Source organism: Halobaculum marinum, assembly GCF_029338555.1.
Lineage (GTDB): Archaea > Halobacteriota > Halobacteria > Halobacteriales > Haloferacaceae > Halobaculum > Halobaculum marinum.
On the sequence record NZ_CP119989.1, the window covers coordinates 1,762,578 to 1,777,402 of the forward strand.

Annotated in this window: 14 protein-coding genes; 6 read left to right on the plus strand and 8 right to left on the minus strand. The window is 69.2% G+C overall.

Features of this window, described 5'->3' with window-relative positions; translation table 11 throughout:
* Positions 1-74 precede the first annotated feature (74 nt).
* Positions 75-308: a UPF0058 family protein gene (locus tag P0R32_RS09105; RefSeq protein WP_276236639.1), complete on the minus strand. Its 234-nt coding sequence runs from the start codon at positions 306-308 to the stop codon at positions 75-77.
* 294 nt (positions 309-602) lie between these two features.
* On the opposite strand from P0R32_RS09105, the gene P0R32_RS09110 reads away from it, so the two are divergent.
* On the plus strand, positions 603-1,007 hold the full coding sequence (locus P0R32_RS09110; RefSeq protein ID WP_276236640.1) for a translation initiation factor IF-2 subunit beta: 405 nt from the start codon (positions 603-605) through the stop codon (positions 1,005-1,007).
* A gap of 12 nt (positions 1,008-1,019) precedes the next feature.
* Here the strand turns inward: P0R32_RS09110 and P0R32_RS09115 are convergent, their stop codons facing one another.
* From P0R32_RS09115 to P0R32_RS09125, 3 genes are all read right to left on the minus strand, one after another.
* On the minus strand, positions 1,020-1,199 hold the full coding sequence (locus P0R32_RS09115; RefSeq protein WP_276236641.1) for a DUF7836 family putative zinc-binding protein: 180 nt from the start codon (positions 1,197-1,199) through the stop codon (positions 1,020-1,022).
* Positions 1,200-1,343: 144 nt separating this feature from the next.
* The gene (locus P0R32_RS09120; protein WP_276236642.1) at positions 1,344-2,357 is read right to left on the minus strand and encodes a transcription initiation factor IIB; all 1,014 of its coding nucleotides are present in this window, start codon (positions 2,355-2,357) and stop codon (positions 1,344-1,346) included.
* A gap of 224 nt (positions 2,358-2,581) precedes the next feature.
* Positions 2,582-4,612: a DUF7282 domain-containing protein gene (locus P0R32_RS09125; protein WP_276239382.1), complete on the minus strand. Its 2,031-nt coding sequence runs from the start codon at positions 4,610-4,612 to the stop codon at positions 2,582-2,584.
* Between the two features lie 224 nt (positions 4,613-4,836).
* Here P0R32_RS09125 and P0R32_RS09130 point away from each other — a divergent pair, with 224 nt between their 5' ends.
* From P0R32_RS09130 to P0R32_RS09145, 4 genes are all read left to right on the plus strand, one after another.
* Positions 4,837-6,009 carry a thiolase C-terminal domain-containing protein gene (locus P0R32_RS09130; protein ID WP_276236643.1) on the plus strand — a complete coding sequence of 391 codons (1,173 nt, stop codon included), beginning with the start codon at positions 4,837-4,839 and terminating at the stop codon, positions 6,007-6,009.
* On the plus strand, positions 6,006-7,496 hold the full coding sequence (locus tag P0R32_RS09135) for a zinc ribbon domain-containing protein (protein ID WP_349770197.1): 1,491 nt from the start codon (positions 6,006-6,008) through the stop codon (positions 7,494-7,496). Before P0R32_RS09130 ends, P0R32_RS09135 begins: the two co-directional genes overlap by 4 nt.
* A gap of 257 nt (positions 7,497-7,753) precedes the next feature.
* On the plus strand, positions 7,754-8,374 hold the full coding sequence (locus tag P0R32_RS09140; protein ID WP_276236644.1) for a DUF6517 family protein: 621 nt from the start codon (positions 7,754-7,756) through the stop codon (positions 8,372-8,374).
* Between the two features lie 98 nt (positions 8,375-8,472).
* The gene (locus P0R32_RS09145; protein ID WP_276236645.1) at positions 8,473-8,667 is read left to right on the plus strand and encodes a cold-shock protein; all 195 of its coding nucleotides are present in this window, start codon (positions 8,473-8,475) and stop codon (positions 8,665-8,667) included.
* 4 nt (positions 8,668-8,671) lie between these two features.
* Here P0R32_RS09145 and P0R32_RS09150 read toward each other — a convergent pair whose 3' ends face one another.
* Positions 8,672-9,031, minus strand: a complete 360-nt coding sequence (locus P0R32_RS09150; protein ID WP_276236646.1) for a DUF8009 family protein — start codon at positions 9,029-9,031, stop codon at positions 8,672-8,674.
* A 257-nt stretch (positions 9,032-9,288) separates the two neighbouring features.
* Positions 9,289-11,223 (minus strand): threonine--tRNA ligase, encoded by a 1,935-nt coding sequence (thrS, locus tag P0R32_RS09155; RefSeq protein WP_276236647.1) that lies wholly within the window; start codon positions 11,221-11,223, stop codon positions 9,289-9,291.
* Between the two features lie 149 nt (positions 11,224-11,372).
* Between thrS and P0R32_RS09160 the strand changes: the two genes are divergently transcribed.
* Positions 11,373-12,632, plus strand: coding sequence for a M20 family metallo-hydrolase (locus P0R32_RS09160; RefSeq protein ID WP_276236648.1), 1,260 nt, complete (start codon positions 11,373-11,375; stop codon positions 12,630-12,632).
* Positions 12,633-12,640: 8 nt separating this feature from the next.
* On the opposite strand, the gene P0R32_RS09165 is transcribed toward P0R32_RS09160, so the two are convergent.
* Together P0R32_RS09165 and P0R32_RS09170 are read right to left on the minus strand one after the other, a co-directional pair.
* Positions 12,641-13,480 (minus strand): ZIP family metal transporter, encoded by an 840-nt coding sequence (locus tag P0R32_RS09165; RefSeq protein WP_276236649.1) that lies wholly within the window; start codon positions 13,478-13,480, stop codon positions 12,641-12,643.
* Between the two features lie 75 nt (positions 13,481-13,555).
* On the minus strand, positions 13,556-14,758 hold the full coding sequence (locus tag P0R32_RS09170; RefSeq protein WP_276236650.1) for a mechanosensitive ion channel family protein: 1,203 nt from the start codon (positions 14,756-14,758) through the stop codon (positions 13,556-13,558).
* Positions 14,759-14,825 lie beyond the last annotated feature (67 nt).

Sequence of the window (14,825 nt, forward strand, 5' to 3'; positions counted from 1 at the left end):
AGGGAGCTCACATAGAGCGCACGGCGGCGCCGTCGCTCTGGGGTGTAGGTTCGCGGGGGAGTAGGTGCGCTGGCTCAGTCGGCGTTGGGAGCGACGGTCTCCGTCGTCTCCGTCTCGGCCGAGGACGTGATTCCCGATGCCAGTTTGAACACGGCGGCTTTGTGATCCGTCTTCGATCGGTGGATCGATGTCGGTTTGACGCCAAGGTCCTTGTACTCGGTCAGATCGAGTTCTGTACCCCACTCCTCGTACTCGCTGCGTACCTCGCTGAGAAGGCCGTGCAGGTGAATGAGCTCCTGCTTCTTCATGGACGAACTCGGCTTGCGACCCGAGGGTTAAAGGCTTATCTTGAGTCTCGTTAGCACGCTAGCCGACGGATTTAGGTAAGTTGAGTATTCTTGTCGGCCAGCCAACTATCTACCGCTATTCCTTTCACCTGCGACTGTCCGTAATTGTACGGAAACACCCCCGCACGCGCCCTCCCGCGGCCCAGATCGACCGATCGACTGTCACGTCGGTACGGCGGACGATCAGGAGGCGGTCGGCCCCCCGCGGCGACAGGCCGTGAACGTTTTTCCATCGGCGCGCGCGTACTGCCACGTATGGACTACGACGAGATGTTAGGTCGTGCGGTCGAGGAGACGCCCGACATCGACGAGCGCGGGTCGCGCTTCGAGGTACCCGACCCGGAGGTCCGCCCCGAGGGCAACGTCACCGTCGTCGAGAACTTCCAGACGTTGGTCGACCGCCTCAACCGCGACGAGGGAGACCTCCTGAAGTTCCTCCAGGACGACCTGGGGACGGCGGCGAGCATCGACGAGAAGGGCCGCGCGCGCCTCACCGGCGACTTCAAGCAGTCTCGGGTTGCCGACGCCGTCACCGAGTACACCGATGGCTACGTGATCTGTTCGGAGTGTGGCCTGCCCGACACGCGGATTGTCGAGCAGAGCGGGACGGACGTGTTGAAGTGCGACGCCTGCGGTGCGATCACCAGCCTCGGCGAGTAACCAGGTCGCCGGCTACTCGAACTGTTTCAGCGTGTCGAGGTCGCGCTCGGTCCGCATGAACTCCGCGAGCCGACGCGTCGCGTGGCACGAGGGGCACGAGAAGTTCTCGCGGTGACCGGGGAGGTCAGTCGGCCCATCCTCCCAGTCTTTCGAACACTCGGGACACAGCAGTCGGACGAAGGCCTCGACCATACGCCGTCCGGTTGCTCGGCTGCCCAATAAAGGCTTGTGGCGGTGTCACACGGTCGGAACGCGCGCCGACCGTCGCGGTCGCTGGAGCGACGAACACACTGAAAAACGAACCTGGACCGCCGTCGAACGCCGGGAACAGCCAGATCAGGCGCTCGCGCGCCCGCCGAGGTCGCTGCCGTCGGTGACCTCTGCCGCGTCGAGCAGTTCCTTGTAGCGGTTCCGGATCGTCACCTCGCTGACGCCGGCCACGTCGCTGACCCGGCTCTGGGTGAGCGCCTCGTTGGTGAGCAGCGCGGCGGCGTACACGGCGGCTGCCGCGAGGCCGACGGGCGACTTCCCGCTGGTGACGCCCGTCTGCTGGGCCGTCTTCAGGAGTTCGCGCGCCCGCCACTCACCCTCGTCCGAGAGGCCGAGGTCGGAGGCGAACCGCCCCACGTACTGCGCGGGGTCGGCGGGCGCGACCTCCAGTTTCAGTTCGCGGACGATGTAGCGGTACGTCCGGGTGAGCTCCATCCGGTCGACGCGCGAGACGGCGGTCAACTCGTCGAGCGACCGCGGCGTGTTCGCCTGCCGCGCCGCCGCGTACAGCGCCGCCGAGGCGACGCCCTCGATGGAGCGGCCGGGGAGGAGGTCGTCGTCGAGTGCGCGACGATAGATGACCGACGCCGTCTCGCGGACGTTCTCGGGGAGGCCGAGCGCGCTCGCCATGCGGTCGATCTCACCGAGCGCCTGCTTCAGGTTGCGCTCTTTGGAGTCGCGCGTGCGGAACCGCTCGTGCCAGGTGCGGAGGCGCTGCATCTGCTGGCGGCGCTCCGCCGACAGTGTCTTGCCGTAGGCGTCTTTGTTCTGCCAGCCGATGTTGGTCGACAGCCCCTTGTCGTGCATCATCTTCGTGGTGGGGGCGCCGACGCGCGACTTGCTCTCGCCGTCGCGGTTGAACGACCGCCACTCGGGGCCGCGGTCGATGGCGTCCTCCTCGACGACGAGGCCGCAGTCGGTACAGACTGTCTCGCCGTGCTCCTCGTCGGCGACGACGCTGCCGCCACACTCGGGGCACACGCGCACCGACTCGGTCTCCTCGACGCGCTCGCCGGCTCGTTCTTTCGCCTGCTTCTCCCGCTCGGTGTAACTGCTGATGGTGGTTTCTGACTCGCTCATGGTGTTCCCGGATCGACGCCGATGGAGAGGGCGAAAATACTGCCGTCACCGACTGTCGTCCTTACCAGTCGTTACGTGAATATTCCATATAAGTCTTTCGCGGGTGGGATACTCCCGTACACACGGGATACTGGGCGCGAAAAGGCCGAATCAGTCGCTAACGAGACGACGGTCAGACACGAATGCGATTTTAAAAATCGTTCGGTCGCAGTCGGAGGGTCGATTCAGTCGCGTCGAAGCGCCAGCAGGGCCGCACCGAAGAGCGCGACCACCGCGAGGACGACGCCGAAGCCGGGGGTCGACGTCTCCGTGGCCGCCCCGCCCGTCTCGCCGTCCATCTCGGTGTCCATCTCCGCCTCGGTCATGGCGTCACTCTCGGTGTCCATCGGGGTCGACGTCGCCATCGACTCCCCGGTGTACGTCACGTCGGCTGCGGCGACGACCGCACCCTGCGCGGACGTGTACGGGGCGTCGGCACCGCCTTCCTGCTCGACGAAGTCGTACACCTGGTTGTCGTTGCTGTCCACGTGCGGCATCGCGACGAACGTCCCGTCGGCCTCGACGCCGCTGTCGAGGGCGACCTCGACGTTCTCGTGGGTCCCGGGCGCGAGGTACTCGCTGGTGCCGCGCACGGAGCCGAGGGCGTCGCCGTCGAGCAGCGTCTCGTCGTGGATGGTGACGAAGCCGCCGTTCTGGAGCACGACGCGCTCGACGGTCAGGGAGTCGCCCGTCGACTCCTGGTCGGCGAACTCGACGTACGCGAGCACCTGCACCTCGCCCGCGTCGACGACCGCCGCGCCGTCAGCCGTGTACGGCCCGTCGGCACCGCCCTCCTGCTCGACGAAGTCGTACACCTGGTTGTCGTTGCTGTCTACGTGCGGCATCGCGACGAGCGTCTCTGGCTGGACCACGTGGCTGTCCAGCGTCACCACGACGTCCTCGTGGGAGCCGGCCTCGAGGTACTCGGAGGTGCCGACGACGCTGCCGAGCGCGTCGCCGTTGAACAGCGTGCTGTCGTGGATGGTGACGAAGCCGCCCTCCGCCAGGTCGACGGAGTCGACGACGACCGTCTTGCCGTCCGAGCGCTGCGTGTCGAGGCTCACCGTCGCGGAGACGGTCGCCTCGGTGGAGTCGACGACAGCACCGTCGTCGTTCGTGTACGGGCCGTCGTCTTGGCCCTCGGAGGTGACGAAGTCGTACTCCTGGTCGTCGTCGCTGTCCGTGTGGGGCATCGCGACCAGCGTCGCGGTGGAGTTGTCGAACTCACCGTCGAGCGCGACCCGGACGTTCGTGTGGTAGCCGGGCGCGAGGTACTCGCTGGTGCCGCGCACGGAGCCGAGCGCGTCGCCGTCGGCGACGAGCGAGCCGTCGTGGACCGTGACGAAGCCGCCCTCGGGGAGGAACACGGAGTCGACGACGACGCTGTTACCGCCGGTCGTCGCAGCCGTGATGTTCGCGGTCGCCGTCGAAGCCACCTCGACGGCCGCCTGGTCGAGTACCGCCTCACCCTCGGCCGTCAGGAACGGGCCGTCCTCTTGCCCGTCGGTAGTGACGAAGTCGTACTCGCCGTTGTCGTTCGAGTCGACGTGCGCCATCGGCACCAGCGTGTCGTCGTTCTGGAGCGGGTCGTCCAACTCGATCCGGACGTCCTCGTGGACGCCAGCCGAGAGGAGGTCGCTCGTGCCGCGCACGGAGTCGAACGTCGCACCGTCCAGCAGACTGGAGTCGTGGACCGTGACGAAGCCGGGCTGAGCCAGTTCGACGCGGTCGACGACGACGTACTGCCCGTCGGTGGGCTGGTCGTCCATCGACACTGTCGCCGAGACGGTCACGTTTGCGGCCGCCACGACGGCGCCGCCGTCGGCGGTGTAGGGTCCGTCGGCCTGCCCGCCGGTGGTGACGAAGTCGTACGCGCGGTCCCCGTCGGTGTCCACGTGGGGCATCGCGACGTACTGGCCATCGTCGACGGCGTCGGTCAGCGTGACCTCGACGTCCTCGTGGGTACCGGGTGCGAGGTACTGCGAGGTGCCGACGACGCTACCGAGCGCGTCGCCCTCACCGGTGAGGCTGGCGTCGTGGATGGTGACGAAGCCGCCCTCGGGGAGCGTCACTTCGTCGACTGTGATCGTCGTGCCGCCGGACGTCTGTGCGGTGAACGTCACCGACGCGTCGGCTTCTTGCTGTGCGATCTGCCCCGACGGAACCGCGGCCGTAGAGACGCCGGCGAACCCGGCAGTCACGAGGACCGCGACCATCAGGAGTGTGGATGCTCGCTTCACACCGCGGCCGACGACGTATCACCTAAAGTGGATTTTCCGAACTCAGTCCAAAATTCGTCCGGAGTCCCTCCCACGTCGGGCGGGGTTCTCCCCGAGTCGGACTCGCGCCGTCGACACCACTGGGCCGACCCGGGCGCCCCGGTCGTCGCGACGCGGGCTGACCGGCAACACTTACCGTCCTCGCCGGACCCGATTCGAGCATGACAGACGCGTACATCGTGGGCGCGGGCCAGTCGTCGTTCGGCTCGTTCCCCGAGGAGACGTACCGGACGCTGTTCCGGGAGGCGTACGAGGCGGCCGCGCCCGCCGACCTCGACCCGGGAGACGTGGACGAGGCGTTCGTGGGAACGCTCGGCGTCGGCGGGCGACAGATCGGTCTCGCCGGCCCCGTAGTCACGGAGCACGTCGGCCTCCACGGCGTCCCCTGCACGCGCGTGGAGAACGCGTGTGCCGCCTCTGGCTACGCGCTCCGGCAGGCCGTGATGGCCGTGGAGTCGGGGATGGCCGACCTCGTGCTCGCGGGCGGCGTCGAGGTGATGACCGACACCTCCGCGGAGGCGACGAAGTACTGGCTCGGCGTCTCCGGCGAGACGGAGTGGGAGCGCATGGCCGGAACGACGTTCTCGGGCGTGTACGCCCAGATGGCCGACGCGTACCTCCGCGAGTACGACGCCCCGCGGCGCGCGATGTCGGAGGTCGCCGCGAAGAACCACGCCAACGGGGCGAAGAACCCGAAGGCACACCTCGGCTTCGAGTGCTCCGTCGACGACGCCGAGGCGGCCAGCGTCGTCGCCGACCCGCTCACGCTGTACCACTGCTGTCCGACCACCGACGGCGCCGCCGCCGTGTTCGTCGCCAGCGAGGAGGTCGCCGCCTCCTTCGACGACCGCGTCCGCGTCGCGGGCGTGGGCGCCGCCTCCGACCGCGTGGGCCTGTTCCAGCGCGACACCTACACCGCGGTCGAGGCGAGCGAGCGGGCGGGCGAGACGGCGTACGACGCCGCGGGCGTCGCCGACCCCAGAACCGACCTCGACTTCGCGGAGGTGCACGACTGCTTCGCCATCGCCGAACTCCTGGCGTACGAGGACCTCGGCTTCTGCGACCGCGGCGAGGCGGCGGCGCTCGTCGGCGACGGCGTCACCGCCATCGACGGCGACCTCCCGGTGAACACCTCCGGCGGGCTGAAGTCGAAGGGGCACCCGATCGGTGCGACTGGCGCCGGCCAGGCAGTCGAGGCGTTCGACCAACTGACCGGGAACGCGGGCGACCGCCAACTCGACGACCCCGAACGGGGCCTGACGCACAACGTCGGGGGCTCCGGCGGCGCCGCCGTGGTTCACGTGTTCGAGGCCGAGGGGGTGAGCGGCGCGTGAGCGCCCCGGAGCCCGGTCCCGGCGGCGCACCCGAAGAGCGTCCCGACGCGGACGCACGTATCCTCGGCGCGGGGCTGTACGCGCCACGCGCCCGCCTCCCGAGCGCGGCGGTGGCGGACGCCTGGGGCCGGTCGGCGGCTCGCGGCGTCGAGTCGGTCGCCGTACCCGCGCCCGACGAGGACGCACTCACGATGGCCGTGGCAGCCGCAGAGCGCGCGCTGGAGGCCGCGGGCGTCGACGCGGCGTCTCTGTCGGGACTGGCGTTCGCGACGACGACGCCCCCGATGGCCGAGGAGGACCTCACACCCCGGCTCGGCGACGCGCTGGGCGTCCCCGCGGACGCGACCACCCGGTACGCCGGGCGGAGCACGCGGGCCGGCACCCGGGCGCTGCGGGCCGCTCGCGACGCCGGCGCGTTCCCGGCGGTGGTCGTGGCCGCCGACGCACCGGGCGGTGCGCCGAACTCCCCCGAGGGCCACGCCGCCGGAGCGGGCGCGGCGGCGGTCGTCCTCGGCGCCGACCGCGGCAGCGGTGCCGGCCTCCACGGCGACAGCGAGGTGGCGACGGACTACCCGGGGACGCGGTTCAGACGCCCGGCCAGCGACGAGGTGGAGGGACTAGGCGTCACGACGTACGACCGTGCGGCGTTCACCCGGCCCGTCGCCGCGGCGGTCGACGGCCTCGCGTCGGACCCAGACGTGCCCGACCCCGGCGACGCGGCGGCGGTTGCGATCTCGGCACCAGATGGGGATCTCCCCGGCCGAGCGGCTCGGGCCGCGGGACTGGACCCGGGGCGCGTCACGACGCCTGTATCGACGCTCGGCGACACCGGCGCCGCCGGGCCGCTGCTCGGGGTGGCGCGGGCGCTCCAGGAGGGGGCGACGCGGACGCTCGTCGTCGGCTGGGGCAGCGGCGCCGGTGCCGACGCGCTCCTCGTCGACGGCCTCGCTCCGGTCGAGGGGTCGCTCGACGCCGGCGACGATGTGGGCTACACCGATGCGCTGCGCCTCCGCGGCGACCTCACGGCGGACGAGGCCCCGGCTGGCGGCGGCGCGGCGGTGTCGGTGGCCACGTGGCGGCGCTCCATCGCCGCGCGCTACCGACTCCGTGCAGGTCGGTGTCCGGCCTGTGGCGCGCTCGCGTTCCCGCCGGAGGGCGCGTGTCCAGACTGCCACGCGCTCGTCGACTTCGACTCCGTCGCGCTGCCTCGCGAGGGGCGTGTCGAGACAGTCACGGGCGTCTCTCCCGGCGGGGCGCCGCCGGAGTTCGCACGACAGGCAGAACGCGGCGGCGACTACCCCGTCGCCATCGTGGCGTTCGAGCGCGACGGCGGGCGGGTGAGTCTCCCGATGCAGGTGTGCGACGCCACGCCGGGGTCGGTCGCCGCGGCCGACACCGTCCGCGCCGTGTTCAGACGGGTCTACGAGCAGGAGGGCGTCGTCAGGTACGGACGGAAGGCGCGACCGGTCGCCGTCGACGAGCGCTGACTGTCGGCACTACCGGTCGGTCGAACGCGAGCGGCGGTGTCGCCGCCGCTCGCTGGTGTGAGGGGGGTCAGTTCAAAAGTGCCCACGGGGGCCACGTCGTACCTGGGGGGGATGAGAGAGGCACACGACGGGACGGCCGTCCGTAGGCATTCGACACTAGATACGGTATCCCCTATGAGCGTTACGGTGGGGGACGTTCGTGCACATTCCGTCGCCGTGGCCACGACACTTATCCACGCCACGCATCGATCCGGGGTATGGACCGACGCACGTTCATCGGATCGGTAGCGAGCGCGGCGACGGTCGGCCTCGCGGGCTGTTCGGGGTCGCCGACGACGTTCGAAGCGAGCCCGGCAGACACGACGTCGGCGGCGGCCGAGGAGACCGGCTACGAGCGACAGGGCACCGAATCCCAGACGATCAGCCGCGACTTCGCGGGCACCTCCGTCGAGGCCGTGAACAAGGTCACGACGTACGAGAAGACGATCGATACGGTGCTGGGGTCGGTCCGCGCGGGGGTGTTCGCCGCGGTGTCGACGCCCGCGGTCGAGGTCGCCGGCGAGACGTTCAACCCGGTGGCCGACTACGACACGAACGAACTCATCGGCCTGCTCACGAGCAACTACGAGGGCATCTCGAACCCGACACGCGTCGGCGAGTCCGCCGTGGAGATTCTGGGGGAGTCGCGGACGTTCGTCAGGTACGAGGCGACGGCGACGTTCGAGGGGCAACAGATCGACGTGTTCGTCCACGTCACCGAGGCGCTCCGCGACGGGGCCGACTTCGTCGTCCCGCTGGTGGTGTACCCCACACAACTCGGCCAGCAAGGTCGCGACGAGGCCGCCACGCTGGCCGGCGCACTCCGGCACCCCGTGTGACGGGCTCCGGTCCGAACACGCCTATGTCGGGGATGTGTCACAACAACCCACAGATATTTATATCAAACTCGCATCAGGGACGGTCGAGGTAAACGCGAATGGCGAAAGGCACGGTCGCATTCTTCAACGACACTGGCGGTTACGGATTCATCGAGACCGAGGACGCGGACGAGGACGTCTTCTTCCACATGGAGGACGTCGGCGGCCCCGACCTCGAGGAAGGACAAGAAGTCGAGTTCGACATCGAGGAGGCGGAGAAGGGCCCACGGGCCAAGAACCTCCAGCGCCTGTAAGGCGCTATCCGAGGTATCGGACCCGGACCGTCAGCGGTCCGTCGGAGCTACTCAGTTCGATCTGTTCTTGCAGGGCGTCGCGCGCCGCCGAGCGCCAGCTATCCGCGCCAGTGCCCGGGAACCGCGGGAACTCCTCCGGGAGGAACGCCCGTGGCTCGACGTGGATCGGTTCGGCGTCGTCGTACGTTCCCTCGCCGCCCTCGACGTGGAGGCGCGCCCGCATCCGCCCGGCGAACGGCGGCGTGATCCGGAGCACGGCGTCGCGGCGCCCGCGCTCGCGGGCCTCCAGCGCCGTGAGGACGTCGTCGGTGGTCACCGCCAGTTGGCGGATGACCGCGGGGTCGTGATCGTCCGACTGCCGCACGGAGCCTTACGTCCCCGTGTACGTGATCTGTTCGAGCGGGCCAGCACAGTCCGGACACGTCGACCGGTACGACAGGCTGCTGACGCTCGTTTCACAATCGGGGCAGACGAATGATCGTCCCACCATCGACACATGGTAGTGGCGGAATCGTGTTAAACGTTACCGTGCCTTGTGGTCGGTGGACGAACCGTCGGTTCGGTGGGTAGCGAACAGTCCGGACGAAGAGTCGGTCGCGATCGCGGTCGAGGCGCCTGCGCTTACTCGTCGTGGTCGGTGACGAAGTCCGGCTTCACCGTCTTCTCGGCGACCTCACCGCGGAGGTGCTCGACGAACTCCGAGACGGGCACGTCGTTGCGCTCGTTCTCGAAGCGGTCACGCACGGAGATGGTCTCGGCCTCCTCCTCGTCGCCGCCGACGACGATCATGTACGGCACGCGGTCGTCGTGGGCCGCACGGATCTTGCGACCGATGGTCATGTCGCGGTCCTCGACCTCGACGCGGAACTCCGACAGTTCGTTCTTGACGCGGTGGGCGTAGCCGAGGTTGTCGTCGGAGATGGGGAGGATGCGCACCTGCTCGGGGGCGAGCCAGAACGGGAACCGGCCCGCGAAGTGCTCGATGAGCACCATGAAGAAGCGCTCGTAGCTGCCGTACAGCGCGCGGTGGATCATCACCGGACGGTGCTCCTCGTTGTCCTCGCCCGTGTACGTCAGGTCGAACCGCTCGGGCATGTTGAAGTCGAGTTGCACCGTCGGGCCGTCCCACGAGCGCCCGAGGGCGTCCTCGAACGAGAAGTCGATCTTCGGGCCGTAGAACGCGCCGTCGCCGGGTTCGATCCCCCACTCCAGCGAGGACGACTCCAGCACCGACTCCAGTTGGGCCTCCGCCTGGTCCCACACCTCGTCGCTGCCGACGGACTTCTCGGGGCGCGTCGCGAGGTCGACGGACACGTCGAGGTCGAACGTCTCCAGCACCTGCTCGATGCCGTCCATCACCTGGCGCACCTCCGCTTCGATCTGGTCGGGGCGGACGAACAGGTGGCCGTCGTCGATGGTGAACGCCCACGTGCGCGACAGGCCCGACAGTTCGCCGCGCTGCTCCTTGCGGTACACCTTCCCGTGTTCCGAGTAGCGGATCGGGAGGTCGCGGTACGACCACGAGCCCTGGTCGAAGATGGTGGCGTGGCCCGGGCAGTTCATGGGCTTGAGGCCGTACTCCTCGTCGTTCACGTCGAACAGGAACATGTCGTCCTGGTAGTTCTCGTAGTGGCCCGACTCCTCCCACAGTTCCGTCCGGAACACGTGCGGCGTCTCGACCTGACCGTAGCCCGCGGCGTCGTTGAGTTCGTCGACGTAGTCCTCCAACTCCGAGAGGATCGTCTTCCCGGCGGGGTGATACAGCGGGAGCCCCGGCCCCGTGATCGTCGGGATGGAGAACAGGTCCATCTCCCGTGCGATCTTCCGGTGGTCGCGCTCGGCGGCCTGCTCGCGCATGTTCAGGAACTCCTCGAGGTCGGACTCCGACTCGAAGGCCGTCCCGTACACCCGCGTCAACTGGTCGTTCTCCTCGTCGCCGCGCCAGTACGCAGAGGAGATGTTGAGCAGGTCGACCGCGCCGACCTTCCCGGTCGACTCGACGTGGGGGCCCTTACAGAGGTCGCGCCAGTCGTCCTGCTGGTACACCGAGACGGGGTCCTCGTCGGCGGCCTCCTCGTGGAGGATCGCCGTCTTGTACTCGTTGTCGGCGTACTCGTCGAGCGCCTCCTCGCGGGGGACTTCGACGCGCTCGATGTCGTAGTCGGCCTCGATGATCTCCTGCATCTCCGCTTTGATCGCGGCGAAGTCGTCCTCGTCGAGGTCGACGCCGGCCACGTCGTAGTAGAACCCCTCCTCCGTCGGCGGCCCGATGGCGAGTTTCGCCTCGGGGAACTCCCGCTGGAGCGCCTGTGCGAACACGTGGGCCGCCGAGTGACGAAGCACCTGCAGGTACTCCTCGGACTGGTCGGTGACGATCTCGATCCGCGCGCCGTCGTGGACGGGGGCGGCCTTGTCGACGAGTTCACCGTCGACGACGCCGGCGACGGTGTCTTTCCCGAGTCCGGGTCCGATCTCGTACGCCACGTCCTCGACGGAAGCACCCTCCGGCACGGACAACTCCGAGCCGTCCGGCAGGGTGACGACGATGTCGCTCATACGCGACCGGTGCCGGGGCGCGCGAATAAGTCTTGTCGAAGTGTGCGAGAGCGGGAGCAAACACGCCGTCCGCGAGCGGTTCGACCGTGTCGTCGTCCGGGGTAGCCGCATCACAAAGAGCCAACACCGACCGGGCGCAACTCGCCCGTATGGATCTCACCGTCGACGCCGACCGACTCCGTGCGGACATCGAGGCGAACGCCGAGTTCGGCGCGGTCGACGCCGCCGAGGGCCGGGGGCGGACCGTCCTCGTCGGCATGGAGGCGAACAGGCGCGCTCGCGAGTACCTGGTGGACCGGATGGACGCCGCCGGCCTCGACGTGACCGTCGACGCCGTCGGCAACGTCGCCGGCAGGTGGACGCCCGACGGCGCCGACCCCGACGCCGCGCCCGTCGCCGCCGGCAGTCACGTCGATTCGGTGCCGGAGGGCGGCATCTTCGACGGCCCGCTCGGCGTGTACGCGGCACTAGAGGCCGTGCGGGCGATGCAAGACGCCGACGTGACGCCCGACCGCCCGGTGGTCGTCGTCTCGTTCACCGAGGAGGAGGGCCAGCGCTTCGCCGACGGCCTGCTCGGCTCCTCCGTCGCCGTCGGCGAGCGCACCGTCGAGGAAGCCCTCGCGCTCACCGACGACGACGGCGTGACGCTCGCGGCGGCGCTCGAAGGGATCGGCTTCGCGGGGTCGGGGCGCCTCGACGCCAGCGCGTGGGACGCCTTCTACGAACTCCACATCGAGCAGGACACGACGCTGGAGGCGGCGGGCGTGCCCGTCGGCGTCGTCACGACTATCACGGGTATCACCCACCTCGACGTGACGATTCGCGGCGAGGCGAACCACGCCGGCGCGACGCACATGCACGAGCGGACGGACGCGCTCGCGGCGGCCGCCGAACTCGTGCTCGACGTGGAACGGGCCGCCAACGACGTGGTCGACACGAGCAGCGACTCCGCCGTGGGGACGGTCGGGTCGCTCGACGTGTCGCCGAACGCGACGAACGTCGTCCCCGGGCGCGTCGACGCCGGCGTGGACATCCGCGACGTGGCGTACGAGTCGATGGAAACGGTCGTCGACGCCGTCGGCGACACGCTCGCCCGCATCGAGGCTGACCGCGGCGTCGAGACGGAGTTCTCGCGTCCGTTCGACCTCCACCCGACGCCGATGGCCGAGCGCCTCCGCGAGGCGGCCCACCGTGCGGGCGAGACCGCGGGGCTGACGACGATGGACCTGCACTCGGGCGCCGCCCACGACACGATGCACGTCGCGAACGTGACGGACGCCTCGCTCCTGTTTGCCCCCTCGCGCGACGGCATCAGTCACAACCCGCGCGAGTGGACCGACTGGGAGGACTGCGCCGCGGCGACGCGAGTGCTCGCAGGTGCGATTGCGGAGACTGCGGGCGCACAGTAGCGGGCCGGTCAGGCCGCGAGCGCCACGTCGAGGTACAGCATCACGACCACGCCGACCATCGTCCCGAGCGTCGCCTCGCGCTCGTGTCCCCGCGAGTGCGTCTCCGGGAGAATCTCGTCGGAGATGACGAACAGCATCGCGCCGGCGGCGAAGCCCATCGCGTACGGCAACAGCGGTTCGACGACGACGACCGCGAGCGCCCCGAAGACGGTCAGCGGGATCTCGACCAACCCCGACCGGATCCCGGTCAAGACGGCGTAGGAGGTCCGCTCGAACCCCGCGTTGATCGCGGCGATGGACACCGCCAGCCCTTCGGGGATGTTCTGGATCCCGATCGCGAGCATGAGCGCGATGCCGTTGGCGACGTTCCCGGAGCCGAAGCCGACGCCGACGGCGAGGCCCTCGGGCATGTTGTGGATGGTGATCGCGACGATGAACAGGATCACCGAGGCGACCTTCGCGTCGGTGACGGTCTGGTCGGTGCGAGCGCGACCCGTGATCAGGACGTGGACGTGCGGCACCCAGTGATCGGCCTGATCGAGGAACGCGGCACCCAGCAGGATGCCCGCGAGCACCGGAACGGGCGAGAGCAGTCCCGTCGCCGGGACGCCGGGCACGACGACCTCGGTCAACTCGATGCCGGGGACGATGAGCGACGTGAACGACGCCGCCAACATCACGCCGGCGGCGAAGCCGAGCGCCGTGTCGAGCACGCGCTCGCTGGGGTCGCGGTAGACGAGCACCGCGAGCGCCCCGACCATGTTCAGGCCAGCGATGACGACCCCGCCGACGAGCGCCTGCACGACGGGGTTCGTCCCCACGAGGTCGACGAACTGCTCTTCGAACACGCGCGTACCGGTGTCGTGTCTGCTACAAAATGTGTCGATCCACGCGGTGGCGCGAATGCGGTCGGGAGACGAGCGTCAGTCGTCGTCGCTGCCGTTCGCGACGGCGACCTCGGTGGCCGTCCGCTCGTTCCCCTCGGCGACGCGGAAGCCGCCCGTCTCAGCACGACCCGACAACTCGCGTTGCGGGTACGGGATCTTGATCCCTGCCTCGTCGAGGGCGGTCTTCACCTCGCGGACGACCGCCGCGGTTCCGAGCGCCCGCTTGGGCGCGCTCGGGTGGTCGATCCAGAAGCGACACTCCAGCACGACCGCGGAGTCGCCCAGCGACTTCGGCACGACCTGCGGCGGCGGGTTCGCCTCGATCTCAGACACGTCCGCGAGCGCGTCGGCGACTACCGACTCGGCGCGTTCGAGGTCGGCGGCGTAGTCGACTCCCACGTCGACCGACAAGCGGAGTTGTCCGAGTCGGGTGCGGTTCGACACCGTCGCGTTCGCGACTCGTTCGTTGGGGATGACGACCACCTCGCCGCCGGCGGTGCGGATGCGCGTGTTGATCACGGTGATGTCCGAGACGATCCCCTCCTCGCCGTCGATTTCGACCCAGTCGCCCAACTCGAACGGCCGGGAGAACATGAGGACGAACCCGGCGATGAGCGACCCGATGGTCGTCCGCGCGGCGGTACCGATGACGATCCCGAGGAACCCGGCGCCCACGAGCAGGCCGCCGAGGTTCACTCCCCAGACCGTGAGGCTCCCGACTACAGCCGCCCCGAGCACCGCCAACTGGAGGATCCGGAACACGATCCCCTTCTGGTGTTGGTTGATGGCGTCGGACTCGGCGGCGTACTCGTCGAGTCGGGCCTCCAGCACGTCGATGCCGATGAGTGCCCCCGCGACGATGGAGATCGTCGTGAGCAGTTGGACGATCCGCGGCACCGTCGCGGCCATCGTCGAGACGGCGAGGAGCGCCACGTCGGCGAAGCCCCACACCACCAACACTGCGAGGACACAGCCGATGAGGACGGCGAACTGGAGCGTCCGGACGACGCCCGTGACCGGGAGGCCCCAGTCGAACTCCGACACCTGCACCGGGACGCGCTCGTTGGCGAGCACACGGTCGCGCGTCACGCGGTGGACTGTCCGGACGACGCGCGGCGCCAACAGCAGCGCGGTGACCGCCGCCGCCGTCAAGAGGACGACTGTCACCGCGAGTCGCGCCTCGGTGGTGACGAACCCCTCCAGCGTGTCTTGCAACTGGACGACGAGGGAACTTTGCACACACGCGAGAACCGTCAGATAGCAAAAAGGCCCTCGGTGTGCGTATCACCACCGATACCCTTCCGTT